Source organism: Photobacterium atrarenae (assembly GCF_024380015.1).
Classification (GTDB): Bacteria; Pseudomonadota; Gammaproteobacteria; order Enterobacterales; family Vibrionaceae; genus Photobacterium; species Photobacterium atrarenae.
On record NZ_CP101508.1, the window covers coordinates 585,235 to 606,304 of the forward strand.

The following is a 21,070-nucleotide window of genomic DNA, read 5'->3' on the forward strand; positions in this document are numbered from 1 at the left end:
ATGATAACCGGGCAGGAGATTCAGGTGATCCAGATGATGCGGCCTTTACCGGTTTGCTGGGCGCTGTGCAGGGCTTTTTCCGTGCGCTCGACGACGTCGCTTGGAGTATCGTTGCCGTCAAACACTGTCGCGCCGATCGAGACCGAGACGGAGACGTTCTGCTCCCTGAACCGGAACGGCAACTGGGTGATGGCTTCGCGTACTTTGCTCAGGGTTTTGTTGCGGCTTTCTTCGCTGGCATCGGGCAGGAGCAGCATGAATTCATCGCCGCCGAAACGGGCGATGAACTCGGTTTCGCCAAGCTGCTGGCGGATCGCCCGGGCAATGATTTTCAGCATCTTGTCGCCGGCCAGGTGGCCGTAGCTGTCATTGATATCCTTGAACTGATCGATGTCAATGAGCGCGACGCACAGCGGGTGCTGGTAACGCAGCCAGCGGCGGTACTCATGCTCCAGCCGCTCGTTGCAGGCCGCCCGGTTGTAGACCCGGGTCAGGGGATCGAGGAACATCCGGCGTTCCTGATCCTGCAAGCGCTGGCGGTAGCTTTGGGTTTGTTCGAACAGTTGGGTGATCTTGTTCTGGTTGTAGCCGAGTTGTTCAATCAGGGCTTTTTCCCTTTTCTCTAGCGCTCGGTGGCGCTCGGCCAGCACCAATAATTCCTTGGTCAGGGTGGTCAGCGTCGGGCGCCAGTTCTCGAGATTATCCTGATCCTGCAGTCCCTGGCGAATGTGCCCGGCCAGTTCCGTCAGCTCGCCAGTCATTGCGCTGCGATGTTCATACAGGGTACTGCTTTGTTCGACACTCTGGCTGGTGGTTTTCTGCAGCGTCGCCAGATCGCTGTTGACGCCGTCGAGGAATTGCTGGGAGGTGTGGCGTTCCTGGCGCGTGCCATCAACCACCAGGCGCAGGACGTCCAGCGACAGCTCGACCAGGGTTTGCGGCACCACGCCGTGCAGCAGCTGACTCCGGATCGAGTGCAGCTTGTCGCCGGTTTCCCCGTCGAAGTCCAGTTCCGAAATCAGATGCTGGAGTTGCTCGCTTAGTTGCAGCAGGAGATCGTGCTCGAGGGCGTCTTTTTTATCCATTGCATCGCTGGATACCGCGGTCAGCTTCAGTGCCCGTTCGTACAGCGCCATCAGGCGAATGGCCTGATGGTGGGTTTGGGCCAGGGTATCAGCTGGCTGGCTGAGGAGGTTACGTAGCTGGCGCTTCAACTGGGCGGGCAGGCCGTGCACGCGCTTGAGGGTTTCCCCGCTCTGGCGGCATTGTTGCCCCAGTTGATGGTTTTCCTGATTGATAAAGTTGGCCTGACGGATCACCAGGCGCTCAATCACAGCCAGCCGGGGGATCAGACGACTGACATCGCGTTGTTGCTCAAGCTCCGTGCGCAGTTGGTCCATTTTCTGGTCCAGCTCACTGTCCAGGCCGCGACAGGCCACGGATAACCGGCTGAGCAAACGTTTCAATATCACGATTTCGCGGCGCGCCTTCAGCGAGGCATCGCGATAGGTGAGTTGAGCCTGGTCAAGACGCAGCCTCAATTTACTCACTTCGGAGGCGACGGCGGTTATATCAGTCACGTTAGATTCACATTACCCAGCATGAACGCACTTCTAATTCAGCAGTTTAGTTGTGGCAGGACGAAACATACTAACAAAATAGCGAAAATACTGCATTGTTATCGATGATCAGAAAGAGAACTGGTGAACTCTAGCTGATATTTTTGTCAGATTCGTGATCATTATTCCAGATGATCTCTTCGGCGGACGAACTTTGAACTTTCACTAGGCCGTTATCAATCCCCTGCAGGCAGGCGTTGCGGATATTGTCGCAGGCAAAGCTGGCGGCCGGCGCTGCGTCAATAGCGCTAAGGTGGACCCACTGGCTGCCCGGTTCTTTTTTGCTGAGCAGCCTGGCGGCATTGGCGGCCATCAGCAGAATATCCAGCAGCTCATGGTCGTTGATCGCGGTATAGGCCCGGGGCAGGAATGGGTATTCGGCCATGCCGATCCGCACTTGGTTGTCCAGTTGGTGTTTGATGAGGAAATTATCGACCAGCTGCTGGATCGAGTCGGCCAGCTGTGCCGGTGCGGTTTCCAGGCGGGAGTTCGGCTCAATATAGAGGAACATGGCATCGGAGAAATGATACAGCCGGGCAGGTTTGCACACCTGTGCTTTTAAGTATTCGCCGAATTGTCGCTCCAGCTCCAGCCCTTTCTGGTAGCCGTGCTCGAGGTAGATTTGTTTCAGTGACGGCACTTCAAACAGGGCGAATCGCAGCCGGTCACTGAGCGGCTCATTGATGATTTCACCCAGGTGCCACTGCTCAAAGTTGGCACTGCTTTGTTGCAGCGAGTTCGGCAGGCGAATGGTCAGCATCCGCAGGTTGCGTAGCCCGCTGCGCGGGTGGGTGTAGAACTCAGTGCGCAGGAGGCGCAGGCGCTCTTGAAATAGTTTGGCCGTTTTGTGGCGCCGGAGCAGCACGAGCAGGACGACAGACAGGATGCTGACCAGCACGATTGAGATATTTTTCTGTTTATACAGCGCTTTGTCACTCTCGAATTGTTTGCGCTCCATCTCTTCGAGTACCAGTGAGCGCTCCAGCATTCGCTGTTGCTGTTTGAATACGGCGACATTGCTCTTGACCTGATCTTCCTGCTTGCTGGAAAACAGCTGTTCAAAGCGGCGCTGGCTGAGCAGGGCATTGTAGTAGTCGTTTTGCTGCTCGAACGCATGAGAGAGCACCGACTCGCCCATGAGTTGCAGATCACGATCGCCAATCCGGCTGGCGGCGATTAGTCCGGCCTGTAAGGTGGACACCGCGGTTTCCGTGCGTCCCTGGGCCAGTTCCAAGCGGCCTTGCAGCAGTTGGGATTCGATCTGGATTGCTTCGTTACCGCTCTGCTTAGCCAACTGGCGAGTATGTTGAAGGTACTGCTCGGCTTTCGGGTAGTTGTAGAGCTGGAGATAGACCCGGGCGATGTGGAGCCGGAGCTTGGCCGATCGGGCATCGTGATTGAGCCGGGTTTCCTGATCCAGGGCGTTGAAATAATGGACCAGAGCTAGGTTGAAACGGCCCTGTTGTTCGTAGATTGAGGCGATGAGCGCCAGGGTTTTGGCCAACGGGCGGGCCTGGTCGAAGTGCTCAAAGAACTCGCCGGCCTGGGTGGCGTGCTCCAGGGCACGGTCAAACACCTTACGTTGCTCAAATAGGGTCGCCAGTGCCAGGTTGGTTTGTGCCACCATGGCGTTGTTTTCTTGCTCGACCGCCAGCCAGTGGCTGCCCAGCAATTGATCCAGCGCCAGATCATAGTGCTGATGGCGCAGGTAGTGCTGTCCCAGCGCCAGCTGGTATTCAATCATCGCCCCGCTTTCTTCCAACGACGGCAGATAGCGTTTGGCCTGGGTGAATAATTTCTCGGCATCGCCCTCATTCTCCAGGCTGGAGGCGATTTCGGCCCGCAGCATCACGGACTGGTACTGCAAGACTTTGACCTGCTTGGTCAGCTGCAGGGCTTCCGATTTGGCAATATCCTGGTCGATTTTATCCAGCATCCGCAGCGCGGTGGCGCTGTTTTTCAGGTTTTCCCAGAAAATCTGGGCATGGATCAGGCGGGTTTCCAGAATCGTAAAAGCCAGCGTGTTATCCTGCGCCAGCCGCTCGGCTTCGCGCACGGCGCGAATCGCCTGCTCGGGCTGGTTCAGCAACGAGTAGGCCCGGGCTTTGATCTGCAGCGCATTGATGGTATTGAGCGGGGTGCGCACTGTGTGATCGGTTTCGTCATTCACGTGCACCCGGGAGAGCTCTTTGGGATTACTGAGACGGCGCTGCGCTAAATAGCGGTTGGTCATCTCCAGGGATTTTTCCGGACTGGTGAGGAGCAGCTCGTTGGCGTCGGCCAGGATCGGCGTGGTATAGATTTTTGCGTGCGAAGTAAAAGAGGCGGCCAGGATCACCAGCGCGCTTACCAGCCAACGGCTCAGACTCATCGTATTCCTAAATTCCTAAAAAACGTTGGTCTAATATTACTGGCTCCGGCAACCAAGTCCAGCAAACGACACGGGTTTGCCGGACTTATTCTGCGTCATTGGGGATTATTGACGCGCTAAGCGGAAGTTATTGCTTGGCGTCTTGCCCATGTTGGTGCGGTACGGGTTGATGTCCAGGCCACCGCGGCGGGTGTAGCGGGCATACACGGTCAGCAACTCCGGCCGGCAGTACTTCATCAGATCGGTGAAGATCCGCTCGACGCATTGCTCGTGGAACTCGTTGTGGTTGCGGAATGAGATCAGGTAACGCAGCAGTTTTTCGCGGTTGATCTGCTTGCCGGTGTAGGAAATCCGCACGCTGCCCCAGTCCGGCTGGCTGGTGATCAGGCAGTTGGACTTGAGCAGGTGGCTGTGCAGCTCTTCGGTGACCACCTCACCCTCGGCCGCGTTTTCCAGATATGCCGGATTGAAATCATAGTTGGTGATCTCGATATCCTGGTTGTCAATGCACTCGCCGCTGAAATTGACGATGGCTTGGTCATCAAAATCTTCCAGCGGTTGGATGGTGACATCCACCTCAGCGCCGGCACAGGCCGACAGATCTTTTTGCAGGGTATCGGCAATGTGTTGCCAGCTGTCAAAACGGGTTTGGTTGAAGCTGTTGAGGTAGAGCTTGAACGATTTCGATTCGATCAGATTCGGGCTGGTGGCCGGCAGGCGCACTTCGCCGATGGCGACCTGAGGTAGCCCCTTGCTGTTTAGCCACGACAGCTCATACAGTGTCCAGATATCATAGCCGGTAAAAGGCAGCGACTCGCCCAGATCCAGGTCGTCGCGGTTGAGGCTGCGCGGCACGGGCTGAAGCAGTGAAGGGTCGTACTGATCTTTGTACTCGGTACGCTGGCCGAGAGTTAAACCTGCTAATTCTTTAGCGTCTTTATATTTGCTCATACTGTCCTGGACACTCTTGGATTAGAATGTGCAAAGTGTACTTAATCTTGAATGAGGTTGCGAATGAATCATCCTGTTGCGGACGCTTTATCTGCGTTCTCCGCGCGCTTTTTGCAGGCCTGGCGTGATGCCGGTCACGATTTTCCGGTCAGTGACGATCTGGTGGGGCTGGACTCGCCCTGTGTGATCCAAGATTCCGGGGATGTGGTGGCCTGGCAACCGGTCGTGCGGGAGCCGATGGGCGATCTGGCGGCAGTGGAGCGGGGCATTGAGCTGCGGTTGCACGAAGACATTAAAGTTTTTTACGGTGCCCAGTACAGCGGTGATATGGCGGCCCGGTTCCGGGCGCTGACGTTTGATTTGCTGCAGGCCTTCAGTGCCTCCGACGAGCAGCGACTGCAGGAGAATATTCTGGGGCATCTGGTGATGCAGCGCCGGCTGAAACAAAAGCCGACGGTGTTTATCGGCGCGCTGGACAGCGAATCTCAAGTGGTGGCGATCTGCAACCTGACCGGCCAGGTGATCCTGGAGACGCTGGGCAAGGATCAGCGCGAGGTGCTGGCGGCGGATGTCGAGAGCTTCCTGGCGCAACTGGAGCCGGTGGTGAGAGCGAGCTGAGCCATGTACGTTATCGAGATGCAATTTGAGTGTTTTGACAACACTACCGTTTCCGCAGTTGACGCTGCCGTCAATGGCCTGATGGATGCACTGCGCTATAACGGCCAGATCCTCGGCCGTGAGTTTCCGATCGTGATGGACGAGGGGATGTTCCGGGTTCGGGTGGTTTGCCCCGAGCAAGAGAGCCTGCACCCGGAGTTCCACAGTGCGCAGGTGAAAGCCTGCCTCAAGCGCCTGAGCCAGGCGAGCCTGCTGGCGCCGAAGGTGAAACTGCTGGGGCGGGATATCAATTCGGAAGCCGCGGCGGAGGACTTTACCCCGTCGTGGCAGATCATCTATACCACCTATGTTCATACCTGCTCGCCGCTGCGCTGCGGCGAGACCCTGATGCCTATCCCGCTCTATCGCATTCCGGCAACATTTAACGGCGATCATAAAGCGGTGGTGAAATGGCAGACCGAGTGGCAGGCCTGCGATGAAATCCAGATGGCCGGCGGTTGCCAGGCCGAGCATGCGGCGCTGCACGAGATCCGCGATGTCGACAGCGATCTGTTCCGGCGTGGTTGGGACTTACGCGGCCGGATTGAATACCTGACAAAGATCCCGACTTACTATTACCAGTACCAGGTGGGCGGACAAAGTCTGGCCCAGGAGCAGCAGCGTCCTTGTCCGAAGTGCGGCGGCGCCTGGTTCCAGGCAGAACCACTCCATGGCATTTTCCACTATAAATGCGATGACTGCCGCATTGTGTCGAACCTGTCGTGGGATTTTCAGTAACTGCAGGCAAGCAGCGCATCCGGGTGATGCCGGATACGCTGCTTAGGAGAGTGTGCGACCAAGCGGTGCTATGATGAGCCCGATTGTTGTTCAAGCTGCTCCAGCCTTGCGGCCAGTGATGCGACTTGCTGCTCAAGCTGGGCAATACGGGCCTCCTGATTCTGCGGCGCCGGTGTCTGCTCGATGTTCGGCACCCTGGCATTTTTCTTCCAGGCCTGCAGCGCCTGAATGATCAGTGGCATCGGTAGTGGCCGGGACAGGCGGGATTTGATCAAGGCGACTGAAGGCTCCTTGCCTTCGGCAATAAGGGAGGCAATGGCTTGCTCCAGGGCCTGGGTGATCTCGGATGACATAACGCTTCCTGACGTAGTGAAAGAGGGGCTATTTTCTTAGCAAAGCATCCAGTTGATCAATCACTTCGCACCAATCGGCATCTTCAGCCACCGATTCTTTGAGAAATCGCTGCTGGGCGGGGTGCCAGAAATGGGCGTCCGCCAGTTGCTCATGGGCTTCCAAGTGATGTTTTTTCACGAACTCCTCAATTGATTCTTTTGAGCTGTTCATGCCTAACTGATTGAACAAGCTGGGTAAATTGTGATTGAACGTCTCCATTGCGCACTCCTTTATCATAGTTATCATCACCGTTTATGCCTAAGTATAGAGAATATTTGTGTCCTGTTATCTGCTGTGCTTGTGAGAGATCGCTTACACAGATGTAGGACATTGTAAAAACGTGCGCGCGGGAATATCGCATGGTTCGTGTTTAACCTTTTGTTTTTATTGGTTATTTATCTTTTTTTCTTGAGGGTTGCCTGTAATGGCACCTGCCTGGCAGAAGTGCGGGTGTTGTTCGGCGGCCAGGAAACCGTATGATGAACCCTGTCGGAAGGAGCTGACGGAACGGAACAGGAACTTTGCCAGGGAAACGGGCAGTCTCAGGATGAGGCCGGTGTACCAGGATGGTATATCGAACATGGACTGTGAAGGGAACCACCGAAGGACTCGGTATAGCAGGCAGGACGTTTGCTGGTCAGGAAGACACAAGGATTGCTTCAGGAAGAAGCCAGGGACACCGCCAGGATGGTCGAGAGAGTCAGGACAGGATGGACTGACGGGTCAGGAGACCAAAGGACATCTTTAGGACGAAGACAAAAAAGGATTGCTGAAGGATTCAGCACACAACGGAATGTTGCAGGGAGCACTATCGTAGCGGGAATGCTGCATGTAAGACCTAAGGGCGCGACGAAAGTCGCGCCCGTTTCTTTATTCAGGAGCTGGCTTTTCTGCTCTGCTCGATTTGTCATCCTATTTCCCCGGCCTTCCATTAAGTATGTCCTCCATCAGGGCTACCGTTCTGTTTTGCCAGCCATTCAATACCCACCCTCAGCGCCGCTGTCATCGCAGCGCTTATTCATTTCATTAACCCTGGCTTAACAGGTGATGGGCTTATGTAATCGTTTACTGCCCATATGCCAGGGTGGCTGTGAGAGATCTCTTACATCACTGTGGGAAAAAGGTGTTCTTCATTGCCGAGACTTACCTGGGGCTTGTTTAAAAATCTTTTTAAATCAGTGATTTATTGTTGTTGTTACAGTGTTGATCGCCAGCTTGAACAGGAAGGGAGAGATGGCTGTGTTGTTCCGCCAGGCGAAAGGCGTAATATGTTTCGTGTCGCAGGGAAAGGGGCATATGGATCACAGCAGTTCAGGATGAACTGACCTCAGGAGGAGGCGTTGCCGGCAAGGTGGGCCGGCAGCCAGGATGGCAGGAACGAGCAGGATATCGACAGCAGGTAGGATACCGGCTGATCAGGAAGAACCAAGGACCGTGCCGGGATGGCATTTTCAGGAACCGCTTCGGGATGAAGCCAGGGATTGCACCGGGATGGTGTTTCAGGAACAGCTTCGGGATGAAGTCAGGGATCGCACTGGGATAGTGTTTTAAGGAACTACTTCAGGAAGAAGTGAAGGGACACCGCCAGGTAAGGAAGAGAGAGCTGTCATCGGAGATGGCGGCGGGTCAGGGTTTGACCAAAGGACACTCTGGGATGAGTTCAGGGACGGTCGCAAAGGGATGCGTAGAACAAGGATGCCGGCAGGGAGCATCAAGCGTGGCGGGAGTGCTGCAGAAAGACCTCAGGGCGTGACGTAAGTCACGCCCGTTTTTTTATGGATCAGAAACTGCCTTGCTGAGGTGGGGCGGCAGCGGGTACGTAGCTGGACAATATTTCTCGATTGTCTCATGAGTTTGTAAGAGATCTCTCACAAGGTTGTGGGATAAACGGGAAGTTGGGTGTGGCAAAGTACTATGATATTTAATATAAGCTTTTGATTTAAGATAATTTTCAATCTATTTTGTGGTGGCCGTGAGATGTCGAATACAGATTTTTTCTGTCGGCCTGGTTCTTTTCCGGCTGAAACTGCGTAATCTTAAGGGTGTCGGAAGGAGCTGACGGAACGGAACAGGAATTTTGCCAGGGAATTGGGCAGTCTCAGGATGAGGCCGGTGTACCAGGACGGTATATCGAACATGGACTGTGAAGGGAACCACCGAAGGACTCGGTACAGCAGGCAGGACGTTTGCTGGTCAGGAAGACATCAGGACCGCTTCAGGAAGAAGCCAGGGACACCGCCAGGATGGTCGAGAGAGTCAGGACAGGATGGACTGACGGGTCAGGAGACCAAGGACATCTTCAGGACGAAGAGACAAGGATACTGCTGAAGGATTACAGCATATCAACGGAATGATGCAGGGAGCACTTTCGTAGCGGGAATGCTGCATGTAAGACCTAAGGGCGCGACGCAAGTCGCGCCCGCTCTTTTTTCAGGCCCGGTAAAATTCATCGCGTAGGGTCAACAACTATTCCGGCATCCGGTGTGGGGGGACCTGAAACTGGCTGGGCCGGAAACCTTCCATCACCACATGGCCCTGATAGGCATCCGCCCCGTTTACCGAAAACTCAAATACATACACTGTATGCCAATGCCAGCGTCCCTGCTGATCTTTCAGTTTGTGTGCTCCGCGGGCAATACTGAGTAGTTGCAGGCCCAGGTGCTCGCAGCGCTGTTCAATAAATCGTTGCGCAAACTCGGTTTGACGGCGCTGTTGCCAGTACAGGTAACCAAACAGCGCCAAGAGTAAAATCCCCAGTAAATTATCCATCGGTTTTCATTATCCTCCGTCCTTGGCAGGCTGGCTTCAGGCTTGGCCGCGAGCGTGTTGCTGCAACTGGGCAATGGCTTCAACCAATGCCGGATCCGCCTGGCCGTGCAGGATCTGTAGCATCATGCCGCGCAGGGCCGGTAGCATCACCAAATCGGCAAATAGCTGATTGAATAGCGTCTGATCGCCAGCTTGTGCCAGGCGCAGCAAGAAAGTACGCGCGATGTCAGGATCCGTCAGTCCTTGCCAGCAGCGCCCGGCAATTGCAACCAGGATCTCAGGATGGCACAGGGCCGGGGTCGCCAGCAGTCGGGTGAGTTGGTGCTGTAGTTGTGTCGTTTCGGCGCCCGACAGGGCCCGGATTAGCGCTGCAATCAGGAACAGATCCGGCTCTGGCTGCTCGCTTTCGCTCTGAAGGCGCTCCATCAGGCGCTGGCTCAGGCTGTCCGGCAGCGTACAATGCTCCAGGCAACCCAGCAGGGCATAGAAGGGAGTCATCGGCAGATTGGCCACGGCTTTTCGCAACTGGGTGCTGTTGTTTTCCTGCTTCATCCGGGCACAGACATCCGCCAGTCCTTGCAGGCCGACGCCCTGCCACTGCGCCCAGCCCAAGTCGCCGGTCAGGTAGTGCTGAGCATGCTCATAGTACTGGCTGGCCGGTAGCGCGAGCTGATGACGCAAGTGGGCGTGAAAAATCGCCATCTTGTCGTCTTTGGGCTTAAAGGTGTAGGGGTTGGCCGCCAGTTTTTCCTGCTCTTCCTCTGTCGGCGTACTGTTGAGCGTCGCGCCCATGGCCTCAATCACATACTTGATGAAATCGCCGACCGCGGCTTGTTTGAGCAGGCCGCGCTCATCGAGCGGCAGGCGCAAAAACCAGATCCATGGCGGGTTGTTTTCCTGCCAGAAAGAGATCGACAGGTGCGCATGTTGCTGCAAGGGCCATGGATAGGGTTGGCGGTTGTCTTCGACGGCTTTGAAGTGGTCGATATCGATTTCACTGACACGGCGGCCGAGATCAAAAATTTTATACTGGCAACCGGCGTTATCCAGTAGCTGGGTCAGGGTATGAAATTTATCCATGGACATATTGTTTACTCCTCAATGGTGTGCGGATTATAACCCCAAGTCCGTCCAAGATGCTCGCCCGACCATGACTTTCTCGAACCGGCCGGTGCTACCGGAAGACGGATTTCAGTGGTATCCTTGCGCGCTTTTAGCAATGGTTGATGTGGACTGCGGGGAGAAATGATGGACAGATATCGTCAATGCCGGGATTTGCTGACGGCGCTTGAAACGGCCTTGCGTCAGGCCGGGTTATGGGAAAGCGAAGCGCCTGCACCGACAGCACTGGCCAGCACGGCCCCCTTTGCCGTCGATACCCTGACGGGCAGCCAGTGGCTGCAGTGGGTTTTTCTGCCGCGGATGTGTGCCTTGGTGAGCGCACAGGCGCCTTTGCCGGGCCCGTTTGCGATCTCCCCTTATCTCGAAGAAGCACTCAAAGAGCATCCCGGTTGTGAAGCCGTTCTGGCAGTCACCCGCCAGCTGGACGCGCTGTTTGGCGCCAGCGAATAACCGAAAGCGAAAACATGATGGAATTAGAAATCCTGTATCAAGACTCAGACCTGGTTGCGGTCAACAAACCAGCCGGGATGCTCGTGCACCGTTCCTGGCTGGATCGGCACGAGACGCAATTTGTGATGCAAACCCTGCGCGATCAGATCGGCCAGCACGTGTTTCCGCTTCACCGGTTGGACCGCCCGACGTCCGGGGTGCTGCTGTTTGCCTTGTCGAGCGAAGTGGCGGCACAAATGATGCCCAAGTTCGCCGGACGCGACATCAAGAAAACCTATCATGCGGTGGTGCGGGGCTGGATTAAGGAAGCCGCTGTGCTGGATTATCCGCTCAAAGAGGAGCTGGATAAAATTGCCGATAAGCAGGCGGCTCAGGATAAGGAAGCCCAGGAAGCGGTGACGGCGTATGCGCCGCTGGCCCATGTCCAGACGGATATTGCTGTCGGGCGTTACCCGACCAGCCGGTATACCCTGGTTGAAATGAAGCCGGAAACCGGACGGAAGCATCAGCTACGCCGCCATATGCACCACCTCAGCCACCATATTATCGGTGATGTGAACCATGGCGATGGGCGGCATAACCGCAGCTTCCGCCAGAACTATGACTGCCACCGGTTGATGTTGCATGCTTCGCGGCTCCAGTTAACCCATCCGGTGACTGGGGCGGCGCTGGATATCCGGGCTGGTACCGATGCCGCCTGGGGGCGGGTGATGACTGCGTTTCACTGGCCGGAGCGCTTGATGCACAGCGGGGCCGGGGAGTCATGCCTGCGCTCGGAGGTTCATTCTGATCCGGTTGTTTAAGCTGTGATAGCGGGTTGATTTTGCTGGCTGCTTTGTGTGTTGCCCGGGATTTTATTTGCATCCGCTGGCATGAACCTTCACAGTAGGGGCAACATGAGTAACGCGGAGCTGGAGTTGATGGCAAAAATCGGTGTATTTGTAGGAACCGTATATGGCGGCGCGGAAGAGGTGGCCCATGAGGCGGTGGATCTGCTGATTGATAAGGGCCATGCCGCCCAGATGTACCTTGAGCCGAAACTGGAAGACTTTCTCGAATACCAGCATGATGTGGCTTTGGTGATCACCTCAACCACCGGGCAGGGCGAGATCCCGGAGAACCTGTTGCCGTTGTTCGCAGCGCTCAATGATCGCTTTCCGCTGATGCCGGAGTTGCGCTTCGGTGTGATCGCCATGGGGGATTCCAGCTATGGCGAAGAACGCTACTGTGGCGCCGGACGACAGTTCGAGGTCCTGTTGACGGAGTTGCAGGCCAAGCCGCAGGTTGAGCGGCTGGACGTCGATGCCTGTATCCACTTTGACCCGATGGAAGTGGCGATGCCCTGGCTTGAGGGTTTGATTGAACAACTCAGCTAGTTGGCGGATGTATTTTTCGTTGAGGCCCCGGGGGCGGGGAAAAATAGTGAGGCTGCGCCGTGGGAACTCCCGTTGACGCAGCCGGCCGGGATCACTTCAGCTTATCTAAATCCGCTTCAATCTCGGCAATTTTGTGGGTAACCACCTGCTCTAAATGACGCAGGTCTTTCAGAATCTTCTTCTTCAGGTCGACCTCGGTGTGTTTGCGCTGGGTGATCTGATCCAGCTCATCAATAATGAACGTCAGGTTGCGGTTAATTTCCGTGATTTCCTTGTACTCGCGGCTGCCGCTGTTCACCACGACGGATTTACGCTGGCGGGGAAACTTGAATTTCACGCTCTTGGCGAATAGCTCGCCTTTCTGCTTGGCAAAGTAGACCTTCAGAATATCGTTGGTCGCTTCCTGACGCAGGCTGTAGCGTTCGATGGATTTAGGGTTTTCAATACCGATACTGGTGAGGTGCGGATACATAGGTGCCTCTTTGCTCTACTGCTTTGACTGCTTGGATTTTATTCAATGTAACAATAACCGGCCCCGCTGTCTCGAAGCCACACGTCATGTTGTGATGTGGGTGTTAATGCAGCAGGAATGGCGGGCCGGACCTGAAGGAACAGGCCCGGCGGCGGGTTATTTTTTCGCCTTGTCGATGCGGGTGATCAGGGCTTCGCGTAGTTGCGCCTGCTGGGTGTCGGTGAGTTGGGTGCCTTCCTCATTGACTAGAATGAAAAAGTCTTCGGCCCGCTCACCGATGGTGGTGATCTTTGCGGCCTGGAGGCTGATCTTCTGGCGGGCAAACACCGAGCCGACCCGGGCAAGCAGGCCGGGCATATCCAGCGCAACCAGCTCCATCAGGGTTTTTTTGCCGTTTTTGGTCGGCAGGAAATCGACCCGGGTGTTGACGTTAAAGTGCAGCAGCTTGCGCGGCGGCCGCTTGCGCTTGCGCTCCGACTTCATGTGAGTTAGGGCCTTGGTCAACGCCCGGCGCACCGTGCTGTGCCGATTGGCCGTCAGGGCCTCACCGTTGTGATCCAACACCATAAAGGTATCGAGGGCATAGCCGTCCTTGCTGTTCATGATCTGGGCATCATGGACACTGAGATTCTTTTTATCCAGCTCGGAGACCACCAGGGCAAACAGCTTCGTCTTGTCCTTGCTGTAGACAAATACCTCGGTTCCGCCCCGGGTCGCTTTCTTGCTGATCAGGATGAGGGGCTTGTCCGGATCGTCATGGCGCAGAATCGCTTCGGCATGCCAGGCAATCTGCTTGTGGGTGTGGCGCAGGAAGTAGTCGGCCTTGAACCGTTGCCACAGCACTTCAATTTCACGCGGGGCAAAGCCCTGGCTGCGCAGCAGCGCGGAGGCCATCTGCTGGTTGTGGCGGATCCGCTCGCGCACATCCGGCGGGTTTTCCAGCCCGCGGCGCAACGCTTTCTGGGTCGAGTAATACAGCTCGGCCAGCAGGGTCCTTTTCCAGCTGTTCCACAGTTCCTGGTTGGTGGCACAGATGTCGGCGACAGTGAGGCAGATCAGATAGTCCAGCCGCTCTTCGTCGCGGACTTTTTTGGCAAACTCGGTCACCACATCCGGATCATAGATATCCCGGCGCTGAGCGGTGACCGACATCAGCAGGTGCTGGTTGACCAGCCATTTGACCAGGTTGGCCTCAGGCTTCGACAGTCCATGCTCAAGACAAAACTGGTAGGCATCTTCGCCGCCGAGCTTGGAATGATCGCCGCCGCGGCCCTTGGCGATATCGTGGAAGATGGCCGCTAAAATCAGCAGCTCTTTTTTGACAATCCGCGGGTAGACCTCACAGCAGATCGGATGGCGCTCGCGGTTGGCCGGATCGCTGAACTTGTTGAGGTTTTTCAATAGCCGGACACTGTGCTCATCGACAGTGTAGACATGGAACAGGTCGAACTGCATCTGGCCGACAATCTGGCTCCAGGCCGGCAGGTAGGCCGACAGGACACCGTGGCGGTGCATCAGGTGGAAGGCGCGCTGCAGGGCATTGGGCTCGCGTACCAGATCCATGAACTTTTCCCTGGCCGCCGGAATATCGACCAGGAACCGGTTGAGCCGGCGCCGGGCCGTGCGCAACTGGCGCAGGGTCGGGGCGGCAATACCTTCGATAGTACTGTTGCGGGCGACATGCAGGCACATATCCAGGATGGTTTCCGGCCGGGCCTGGAACAGGGCCGGCTTGGTGGCCTCGATCAGGTGGCCACGCAGCTGGAAATCATCATCCAGCGGGATAGGCTCGGTGACCTGGCCGTTGTTGAGGATCGCTTGATCAAACAGCTGTAATAGCATTTTGTTAAGCTCTGAGACTCGCCGCAGGGTGCGGTAGAACTCTTTCATCATCATCTCGACCGGGCGGTTGCCTTCGCCCTGGTATCCCAGTTGCTTGGCGACAGAGGCCTGATGTTCGAACGTCAGCCGGTTGTCATATCGGCGCAACTCGCAATGGAGGGCAAAGCGGATCCGCCATAGCGAGTCCTGGCACTCGACCAGTTCGCGGTATTCGGCATCGGTCAGAAAGCCGAAGCGGCTCATCTCCAGCAGGCTGGTGGCGCCGAAGTGACGGCGGGCCACCCAGCTCAGGGTGTGAATGTCGCGCAGGCCGCCGGGGCTGGATTTGATATCCGGCTCCAGGTTGTAGGTGGTGTCGTGGTAGCGGGCGTGGCGCTCGCGCTGCTCCTGCAGCTTGGCCTGGTAAAAGGCTTCACTGGGCCAGAACTTGCCGGAGTTGACCCGTTCTTCCAGGCACTGGAAGGTTTCCGCGTTGCCGCATAACAGGCGGGATTCCTGCAGGTTGGTGGCGACGGTCAGATCGGCCAGGCCAATCTCAATACAGTCATCGATCGTACGCACGCTGTGGCCGACCTCCAGCTTCAGATCCCACAAGAAAGTGAGAAACTCACTGACGGTGCGCCCGGTTGCCTCGTCCAGGGTGGTCGTGCTCAGCAGCAGAATATCGACATCGGACAGCGGGTGCAGCTCGCCGCGGCCATAACCGCCGACGGCCACCAGAGCCAGCTCGGGGTGGGTATTGAGGCCGAAGTGTAACCACAGGCGCTGCAGCAGGCTGTCAATAAAGCCGGACCGGGCTTCAACCAGCACAGTTACCGGGGTCTGTTCGGCAAACAGCTGCTGTTGCTGGGCGCCGAACTGGTCCAGCTCATGGCGCAGGGATTCCTGGGTCAGGGCTGTGGCGGCAAGTTGGGGGGAGGCTGAGAAAGTATCGGTCATCGCAATCCGTGCCATGTGGTGAAGTAATGGTCTTACTATAACGGTAAAGGCGGAAATAGAAAGGTGTAAAAAAGCCGGCGGGGAGCCGGCTTGTGGATTTAATTGACGTGATTAGTTGTGCATGATGCGCGGAATGCTCTCTTCCTTGCGCAGGGTCAGCACTTCGCAGCCGGTGTCGGTCACCAGCAGGGTATGTTCCCACTGGGCGGATTTCTTGCCATCGACCGTATAGACCGTCCAGCCATCGTTTTCATCGATGTCGCAGCCAAACTTACCGGCATTGATCATCGGCTCGATGGTGAAGCACATTCCGGCTTTCAGCACGGTACGGTCGTTGTTTTTGTAGTGGACCACTTGTGGCTCTTCGTGGAACTCGTTGCCGATGCCGTGGCCGCAGAAGTCCTTGACGATAGAGAAGCGGCTGTTGCCGTTTTTGACAAACTTCTGGATCGCGGTGCCGATCTCACCCAGTTTAGTGCCCGGCTTCACTTTTTTCATCGCCAGGTACAGGCTTTCCTGAGCCACGCGGCACAGGCGCTTGTCTTCCAGCGACACTTCACCCACCTCGAACATCTTCGAGGTATCGCCGTGATAGCCGTCTTTGATCACCGTGATATCAATGTTGATGATGTCACCGTCTTTTAATACAGCCGGTTTATTGTATTTGCCGTTCACCGGTTCGTCCTGCTCGGCCGGAATGCCGTGACATACGACATGGTTGATCGAGGTGCAGATCGATTTTGGGAAGCCGTGGTAGTTCAGCGGTGCCGGAATTGCGCCTTGCTCTTTGGTAATGTACTCGTGGCAGATGCGGTCCAGCGCTTCGGTGGTGACGCCCGGTTTGACGTGCGGCTCAATCATTTCCAGCACATCGGCAGCCAAACGGCCGGCGACCCGCATTTTCTCGATTTCTTCAGCCGTTTTGATCTTGATGCTCATTCAATCTTCTCTACATGATGGACTGTTGCTGTTGTTTACATGGTAACAGTGAGGGGCCGGGATGGAAACCAAGTTTATCGGCCTCAACTATAATTAGGCTAGATTTTTGCTGGCAAAATATGGTATAAAGCGCGCCGGAATTGTCTGATGTGTGTTTCGACCCATCGGCTAATTTCACTAACTTTATATTTTTAATCACTCACACATATCGACACGTTCTCCGGGGTGCTCATCAGCCAAATGGCTGTCCGTTTGCCAGTCTGGCAGGCGATATGGGTCGGTAGAATGGGGTATGTGGACGCCTAACCCCATAGAGGAATATTCAATGGCAACTGTATCAATGCGCGACATGCTGAAGGCTGGTGTTCACTTTGGTCACCAAACTCGTTACTGGAACCCTAAGATGAAGCCGTTCATCTTCGGTGCTCGTAACAAGGTGCATATCATCAACCTTGAGAAAACTGTACCAATGTTCAACGACGCTCTGGCTGAGCTGAACAAGATCTCTGCCCGTAAAGGTAAAGTTCTGTTTGTTGGTACAAAGCGTGCAGCCAGCGAATCTATCAAAGAAGCTGCAATCAGCTGTGACCAGTACTACGTAAACAACCGCTGGTTGGGCGGTATGCTGACAAACTGGAAAACTGTTCGCCAGTCAATCAAACGCCTGAAAGATCTGGAAGTTCAGTCTACAGACGGTACTTTCGACAAGCTGACCAAGAAAGAAGCGCTGATGCGTACGCGTGAAATGGAGAAGCTGGAAAAATCTCTGGGCGGTATCAAGAACATGGGTGGTCTGCCAGACGCGATGTTCGTTATCGATGCTGATCACGAGCACATTGCGATTAAAGAAGCGAACAACCTGGGTATCCCAGTATTTGCAGTTGTAGATACGAACTCTAACCCAGATGGTGTTGACTTCGTTGTTCCAGGTAACGATGACGCAATCCGTGCTATCCAGCTTTACACTGGTGCGGTTGCTCAAACTGTGACTGAAGCGCGTAACCAAGACATCGTTGCTCAAGCTGAGCAAGACGGTTTCGTAGAAGCTGAGTAATAGCCGGCTCCTTTGAGCATCTTAAGTTACCTTGTGTAAACTAAGAATGGTTACCAGGGGCCGATCTAGGCCCCTGATTTTTACACCAAGTATTCAAAACTGAGGATATAACAATGGCAACAGTTACAGCTGCCCTAGTTAAAGAACTGCGTGAGCGTACTGGCGCAGGCATGATGGAATGTAAAAAAGCGCTTGTTGAAGCGAACGCTGACATCGAGCTGGCGATCGAAAACATGCGTAAGAGCGGTGCTGCGAAAGCTGCTAAAAAAGCCGGTAACGTCGCTGCTGAAGGCGCAATCATCATCAAAGCAGGCGAAGGTGTAGCTGCACTTCTGGAAGTGAACTGCCAAACTGACTTCGTGGCGAAAGACGGCAACTTCCTGGCATTTGCAGACGAAGTCGCAGAAGCTGCTCTGGCGAACAAATCTGACGTTGCAGCGCTGCAAGCACAATTCGAAGAGAAGCGTGTTGCTCTGGTTGCTAAGATCGGTGAGAACATCTCTATCCGTCGCGTTGATTACATCGAAGGTGAGAACGTTGCTTCTTACCGTCACGGCGACCGCATCGGTGTTGTTGTTGCGGGTAACGGCGACGCAGAAACTCTGAAGCACATCGCAATGCACGTTGCTGCGTCTAAGCCTGAGTTCGTGAACCCAGAAGACGTACCTGCTGACGTAGTTGAGAAAGAGCGTCAGGTTCAGGTTGAGATCGCGATGAATGAAGGCAAGCCTGCTGAAATCGCAGAGAAGATGGTTATCGGCCGTATGAAGAAATTCACCGGCGAAATCTCTCTGACTGGCCAGCCATTCATCATGGAGCCGAAGAAGTCTGTTGGCGACTACCTGAAAGAGAAAGGCGCAACTATCTCTAGCTTTGTACGTCTGGAAGTCGGCGAAGGCATCGAGAAAGCAGAAGGCCTGAGCTTCGCAGAAGAAGTTGCACTGGCGCAAAAAGGTTAATCCTTAGCGAATTTGCTTATTACAGAAGACCGTGGCCTTGGCTGCGGTCTTTTTACAACTCCCTATCTCAAAATAAGCCTGGAAGGTAACATTAATGACCACGAATCCTAAACCGACTTATCAACGAATTTTGCTTAAGCTGAGCGGTGAAGCGCTGCAGGGCGATGAAGGTTTTGGTATTGACGCACATGTTCTTGACCGTATGGCGCAAGAAATCAAAGAATTGATTGAACTGGGTGTACAAGTTGGCCTGGTTATCGGTGGTGGTAACCTGTTCCGTGGTGCAGGCCTGGCTGAAGCAGGGATGAACCGAGTTGTGGGCGACCACATGGGCATGCTGGCGACCGTGATGAATGGCCTGGCTATGCGCGATGCGCTGCACCGTGCCTATGTGAACGCCAAGTTGATGTCAGCAATTCCGCTGAACGGTGTCTGTGACAGCTACAACTGGGCTGATGCGATCAGCCAGCTGCGTCAGGGGCGCGTGGTAATTTTCTCTGCCGGTACCGGTAACCCGTTCTTTACCACGGACTCAGCAGCGTGCCTGCGCGGGATTGAAATTGAAGCCGATGTGGTGCTGAAAGCGACAAAAGTTGACGGTGTGTTCACAGATGACCCAGTGAAGAACCCAGAAGCTGTTCTTTATGATAAGCTAAGCTACAATGACGTTCTGGACAAAGAACTGAAAGTTATGGACTTAGCTGCATTTACGCTGGCACGTGACCACGGTATGCCAATTCGTGTTTTCAACATGAACAAGCCGGGTGCACTGCGCCGCGTGGTGATGGGTGAGCAAGAAGGCACCCTAATCAATAACGACTAAGCTGCCGACGAGTAGGTTCTGATCACTTTTTCAGACCGGGAGCGACGCCTGCTCCCGTATTCGCCGAATCATTAAGGGTATAAAACCGTGATTGATGAAATTAAACAAGACGCCAAAGAGCGCATGGGCAAAAGCGTTGAAGCGCTGAAAAACCAACTGAGCAAAGTTCGCACCGGTCGTGCGCACCCAAGCCTGCTGGACGGTATTCAGGTTGAATACTATGGTTCAAACACGCCGCTGCGCCAGGTTGCCAACGTTGTTGCAGAAGATGCCCGTACACTGGCTATCACTGTGTTCGACAAAGAGCTGACGCAGAAAGTTGAAAAAGCCATCATGATGTCTGATCTGGGTCTGAACCCAATGTCTGCCGGTACGGTGATCCGCGTGCCGCTGCCACCGCTGACAGAAGAGCGTCGTCGTGATCTGGTGAAGATTGTGCGTGCCGAAGCCGAGCAAGGTCGTGTTGCCGTGCGTAACATCCGCCGTGACGCCAATGCAGATGTGAAAGCGTTGCTGAAAGATAAAGAAATCTCTGAAGATGATGATCGTCGCGCTCAGGACGACATTCAGAAGCTGACGGATGCTGCGGTGAAAGACATCGACGCAGTGCTGGAAGCGAAAGAAAAAGAGCTGATGGAAGTATAAGACCACCGTCGTCTTGTACCCATTTGCGAAGAGAGGTTAAGGCGCTGTGCGTGCAGCACAGCGCTTTTTTTGTTGAGGAAGCTCTATGGCAGAACCCGAAATAACACTTTCTGCTGATAAGCTGCCCAAGCATATTGCTGTGATTATGGATGGCAACGGCCGCTGGGCGAAATCGAAGGGAAAAGCCCGGGTATTTGGTCACAAGGCCGGTGTGGAAGCAGTGCGAAAAACCGTGTCGGCTGCCAGCCGGCTAGGGATCGAAGTGATCACCCTGTTTGCCTTCAGCAGTGAAAACTGGCGCCGCCCGGAAGAAGAAGTCTCGCTGCTGATGGAGCTCTTCATGACGGTGCTTGGCCGCGAAGTCAAACGCCTGCACAAAAACAATATTCGCCTGTGCATCATAGGTGATACCACCCGCTTTAGTGCGCGCCTGCAAAAGAAAATCGCAGAAGCACAAGCGCTGACAGCCGACAATACGGGCCTGGTCCTGAATGTCGCGGCGAACTACGGTGGCCAATGGGATATTTTGCAGGCCGCCCGGCAGCTGGCTCAGCACGTTGCTGATCAGGCGATGCCGGTGGAGGCCATTACGGAAACCACGTTGGCTCAGGCTTTGTCGACAGCAGGTCAACCGGATGTCGATTTACTGATCCGAACCAGTGGCGAACGTCGGATCAGCAACTTCATGCTCTGGCAGATGGCCTACGCTGAGCTGTATTTTACCGAACAACATTGGCCGGACTTCGATGAGCAGAGCCTGGCCGACGCGATTGCCTGGTATGTCAACCGCGAACGACGGTTCGGTTGTACCGGTGAACAGATACAGGCTTTATTAGAGTCATAGCCACAACGATATTATCCGTATCATCAAGGTGGCTGAAACCAAGGCACAACTGCGCGCAGTGCGTGCCTTGTGATTCGCTGCCACGGCAGCACATACAGCAAAGAATA

At 55.1% G+C, this 21,070-nt stretch carries 20 protein-coding genes; 10 read left to right on the forward strand and 10 right to left on the reverse strand.

Going from position 1 to position 21,070, the window contains the following annotated elements; translation table 11 throughout:
* Positions 1-20: 20 nt before the first annotated feature.
* From NNL38_RS02925 to queF, 3 genes are all read right to left on the reverse strand, one after another.
* A complete protein-coding gene (locus tag NNL38_RS02925; protein ID WP_255389567.1) occupies positions 21-1,580 on the reverse strand; it encodes a GGDEF domain-containing protein in 1,560 nt (519 codons plus the stop codon).
* 130 nt (positions 1,581-1,710) lie between these two features.
* Positions 1,711-3,990, reverse strand: coding sequence for a GGDEF domain-containing protein (locus tag NNL38_RS02930; protein WP_255389568.1), 2,280 nt, complete (start codon positions 3,988-3,990; stop codon positions 1,711-1,713).
* A 105-nt stretch (positions 3,991-4,095) separates the two neighbouring features.
* Positions 4,096-4,941, reverse strand: a complete 846-nt coding sequence (gene queF, locus NNL38_RS02935; protein WP_255389569.1) for an NADPH-dependent 7-cyano-7-deazaguanine reductase QueF — start codon at positions 4,939-4,941, stop codon at positions 4,096-4,098.
* A 63-nt stretch (positions 4,942-5,004) separates the two neighbouring features.
* Between queF and syd the strand changes: the two genes are divergently transcribed.
* The gene (syd, locus tag NNL38_RS02940; RefSeq protein ID WP_255389570.1) at positions 5,005-5,559 is read left to right on the forward strand and encodes a SecY-interacting protein; all 555 of its coding nucleotides are present in this window, start codon (positions 5,005-5,007) and stop codon (positions 5,557-5,559) included.
* A 3-nt stretch (positions 5,560-5,562) separates the two neighbouring features.
* A complete protein-coding gene (locus tag NNL38_RS02945; protein ID WP_255389571.1) occupies positions 5,563-6,336 on the forward strand; it encodes a Zn-ribbon-containing protein in 774 nt (257 codons plus the stop codon).
* Between the two features lie 68 nt (positions 6,337-6,404).
* Here NNL38_RS02945 and NNL38_RS02950 read toward each other — a convergent pair whose 3' ends face one another.
* From NNL38_RS02950 to NNL38_RS02965, 4 genes are all read right to left on the reverse strand, one after another.
* Positions 6,405-6,689 (reverse strand): hypothetical protein, encoded by a 285-nt coding sequence (locus NNL38_RS02950; protein WP_255389572.1) that lies wholly within the window; start codon positions 6,687-6,689, stop codon positions 6,405-6,407.
* Positions 6,690-6,717: 28 nt separating this feature from the next.
* Entirely contained in the window at positions 6,718-6,948 is a 231-nt protein-coding gene (locus NNL38_RS02955) for a DUF2789 domain-containing protein (protein WP_255389573.1), read from the reverse strand.
* A 2,247-nt stretch (positions 6,949-9,195) separates the two neighbouring features.
* Positions 9,196-9,498 carry a DUF3301 domain-containing protein gene (locus NNL38_RS02960; RefSeq protein WP_255389574.1) on the reverse strand — a complete coding sequence of 101 codons (303 nt, stop codon included), beginning with the start codon at positions 9,496-9,498 and terminating at the stop codon, positions 9,196-9,198.
* Positions 9,499-9,534: 36 nt separating this feature from the next.
* Positions 9,535-10,584, reverse strand: coding sequence for a DUF3549 family protein (locus NNL38_RS02965; RefSeq protein WP_255389575.1), 1,050 nt, complete (start codon positions 10,582-10,584; stop codon positions 9,535-9,537).
* Between the two features lie 162 nt (positions 10,585-10,746).
* On the opposite strand from NNL38_RS02965, the gene NNL38_RS02970 reads away from it, so the two are divergent.
* The 3 genes from NNL38_RS02970 (at position 10,747) to NNL38_RS02980 (ending at position 12,446) form a co-directional block, all read left to right on the forward strand.
* Positions 10,747-11,070 carry a YqcC family protein gene (locus NNL38_RS02970; RefSeq protein ID WP_255389576.1) on the forward strand — a complete coding sequence of 108 codons (324 nt, stop codon included), beginning with the start codon at positions 10,747-10,749 and terminating at the stop codon, positions 11,068-11,070.
* 17 nt (positions 11,071-11,087) lie between these two features.
* Positions 11,088-11,873 (forward strand): tRNA pseudouridine(65) synthase TruC, encoded by a 786-nt coding sequence (gene truC, locus NNL38_RS02975; protein WP_255390545.1) that lies wholly within the window; start codon positions 11,088-11,090, stop codon positions 11,871-11,873.
* Positions 11,874-11,966: 93 nt separating this feature from the next.
* Positions 11,967-12,446, forward strand: a complete 480-nt coding sequence (locus tag NNL38_RS02980) for a flavodoxin (RefSeq protein ID WP_255389577.1) — start codon at positions 11,967-11,969, stop codon at positions 12,444-12,446.
* A gap of 91 nt (positions 12,447-12,537) precedes the next feature.
* Here the strand turns inward: NNL38_RS02980 and NNL38_RS02985 are convergent, their stop codons facing one another.
* The 3 genes from NNL38_RS02985 to map form a co-directional block, all read right to left on the reverse strand.
* Positions 12,538-12,918 carry a DUF3461 family protein gene (locus NNL38_RS02985; RefSeq protein ID WP_255389578.1) on the reverse strand — a complete coding sequence of 127 codons (381 nt, stop codon included), beginning with the start codon at positions 12,916-12,918 and terminating at the stop codon, positions 12,538-12,540.
* Positions 12,919-13,074: 156 nt separating this feature from the next.
* Entirely contained in the window at positions 13,075-15,699 is a 2,625-nt protein-coding gene (glnD, locus tag NNL38_RS02990) for a bifunctional uridylyltransferase/uridylyl-removing protein GlnD (protein WP_255389579.1), read from the reverse strand.
* Between the two features lie 111 nt (positions 15,700-15,810).
* A complete protein-coding gene (gene map / locus NNL38_RS02995) occupies positions 15,811-16,638 on the reverse strand; it encodes a type I methionyl aminopeptidase (protein WP_255389580.1) in 828 nt (275 codons plus the stop codon).
* A 325-nt stretch (positions 16,639-16,963) separates the two neighbouring features.
* Between map and rpsB the strand changes: the two genes are divergently transcribed.
* The 5 genes from rpsB to uppS all read left to right on the forward strand — a co-directional run bounded on the left by rpsB (position 16,964) and on the right by uppS (position 20,963).
* Positions 16,964-17,692 (forward strand): 30S ribosomal protein S2, encoded by a 729-nt coding sequence (gene rpsB, locus NNL38_RS03000; RefSeq protein WP_255389581.1) that lies wholly within the window; start codon positions 16,964-16,966, stop codon positions 17,690-17,692.
* 113 nt (positions 17,693-17,805) lie between these two features.
* Positions 17,806-18,651 (forward strand): translation elongation factor Ts, encoded by an 846-nt coding sequence (gene tsf, locus NNL38_RS03005; protein ID WP_255389582.1) that lies wholly within the window; start codon positions 17,806-17,808, stop codon positions 18,649-18,651.
* Between the two features lie 94 nt (positions 18,652-18,745).
* The gene (gene pyrH, locus NNL38_RS03010) at positions 18,746-19,474 is read left to right on the forward strand and encodes a UMP kinase (protein WP_255389583.1); all 729 of its coding nucleotides are present in this window, start codon (positions 18,746-18,748) and stop codon (positions 19,472-19,474) included.
* 87 nt (positions 19,475-19,561) lie between these two features.
* Positions 19,562-20,119, forward strand: a complete 558-nt coding sequence (gene frr / locus NNL38_RS03015; RefSeq protein WP_255389584.1) for a ribosome recycling factor — start codon at positions 19,562-19,564, stop codon at positions 20,117-20,119.
* A gap of 85 nt (positions 20,120-20,204) precedes the next feature.
* A complete protein-coding gene (gene uppS, locus NNL38_RS03020) occupies positions 20,205-20,963 on the forward strand; it encodes an undecaprenyl pyrophosphate synthase (protein ID WP_255389585.1) in 759 nt (252 codons plus the stop codon).
* Positions 20,964-21,070: the final 107 nt, after the last annotated feature.

Bases quoted from the DNA above. Each gene is read 5' to 3' on its own strand.
- NNL38_RS02930 (WP_255389568.1), bottom strand. From the start codon at position 3,990: ATGAGTCTGAGCCGTTGGCTGGTAAGCGCGCTGGTGATCCTGGCCGCC.
- queF (WP_255389569.1), bottom strand. From the start codon at position 4,941: ATGAGCAAATATAAAGACGCTAAAGAATTAGCAGGTTTAACTCTCGGC.
- syd (WP_255389570.1), top strand. From the start codon at position 5,005: ATGAATCATCCTGTTGCGGACGCTTTATCTGCGTTCTCCGCGCGCTTT.
- NNL38_RS02945 (WP_255389571.1), top strand. From the start codon at position 5,563: ATGTACGTTATCGAGATGCAATTTGAGTGTTTTGACAACACTACCGTT.
- NNL38_RS02950 (WP_255389572.1), bottom strand. From the start codon at position 6,689: ATGTCATCCGAGATCACCCAGGCCCTGGAGCAAGCCATTGCCTCCCTT.
- NNL38_RS02955 (WP_255389573.1), bottom strand. From the start codon at position 6,948: ATGGAGACGTTCAATCACAATTTACCCAGCTTGTTCAATCAGTTAGGC.
- NNL38_RS02960 (WP_255389574.1), bottom strand. From the start codon at position 9,498: ATGGATAATTTACTGGGGATTTTACTCTTGGCGCTGTTTGGTTACCTG.
- NNL38_RS02965 (WP_255389575.1), bottom strand. From the start codon at position 10,584: ATGTCCATGGATAAATTTCATACCCTGACCCAGCTACTGGATAACGCC.
- NNL38_RS02970 (WP_255389576.1), top strand. From the start codon at position 10,747: ATGGACAGATATCGTCAATGCCGGGATTTGCTGACGGCGCTTGAAACG.
- truC (WP_255390545.1), top strand. From the start codon at position 11,088: ATGGAATTAGAAATCCTGTATCAAGACTCAGACCTGGTTGCGGTCAAC.
- NNL38_RS02980 (WP_255389577.1), top strand. From the start codon at position 11,967: ATGAGTAACGCGGAGCTGGAGTTGATGGCAAAAATCGGTGTATTTGTA.
- NNL38_RS02985 (WP_255389578.1), bottom strand. From the start codon at position 12,918: ATGTATCCGCACCTCACCAGTATCGGTATTGAAAACCCTAAATCCATC.
- glnD (WP_255389579.1), bottom strand. From the start codon at position 15,699: ATGACCGATACTTTCTCAGCCTCCCCCCAACTTGCCGCCACAGCCCTG.
- map (WP_255389580.1), bottom strand. From the start codon at position 16,638: ATGAGCATCAAGATCAAAACGGCTGAAGAAATCGAGAAAATGCGGGTC.
- rpsB (WP_255389581.1), top strand. From the start codon at position 16,964: ATGGCAACTGTATCAATGCGCGACATGCTGAAGGCTGGTGTTCACTTT.
- tsf (WP_255389582.1), top strand. From the start codon at position 17,806: ATGGCAACAGTTACAGCTGCCCTAGTTAAAGAACTGCGTGAGCGTACT.
- pyrH (WP_255389583.1), top strand. From the start codon at position 18,746: ATGACCACGAATCCTAAACCGACTTATCAACGAATTTTGCTTAAGCTG.
- uppS (WP_255389585.1), top strand. From the start codon at position 20,205: ATGGCAGAACCCGAAATAACACTTTCTGCTGATAAGCTGCCCAAGCAT.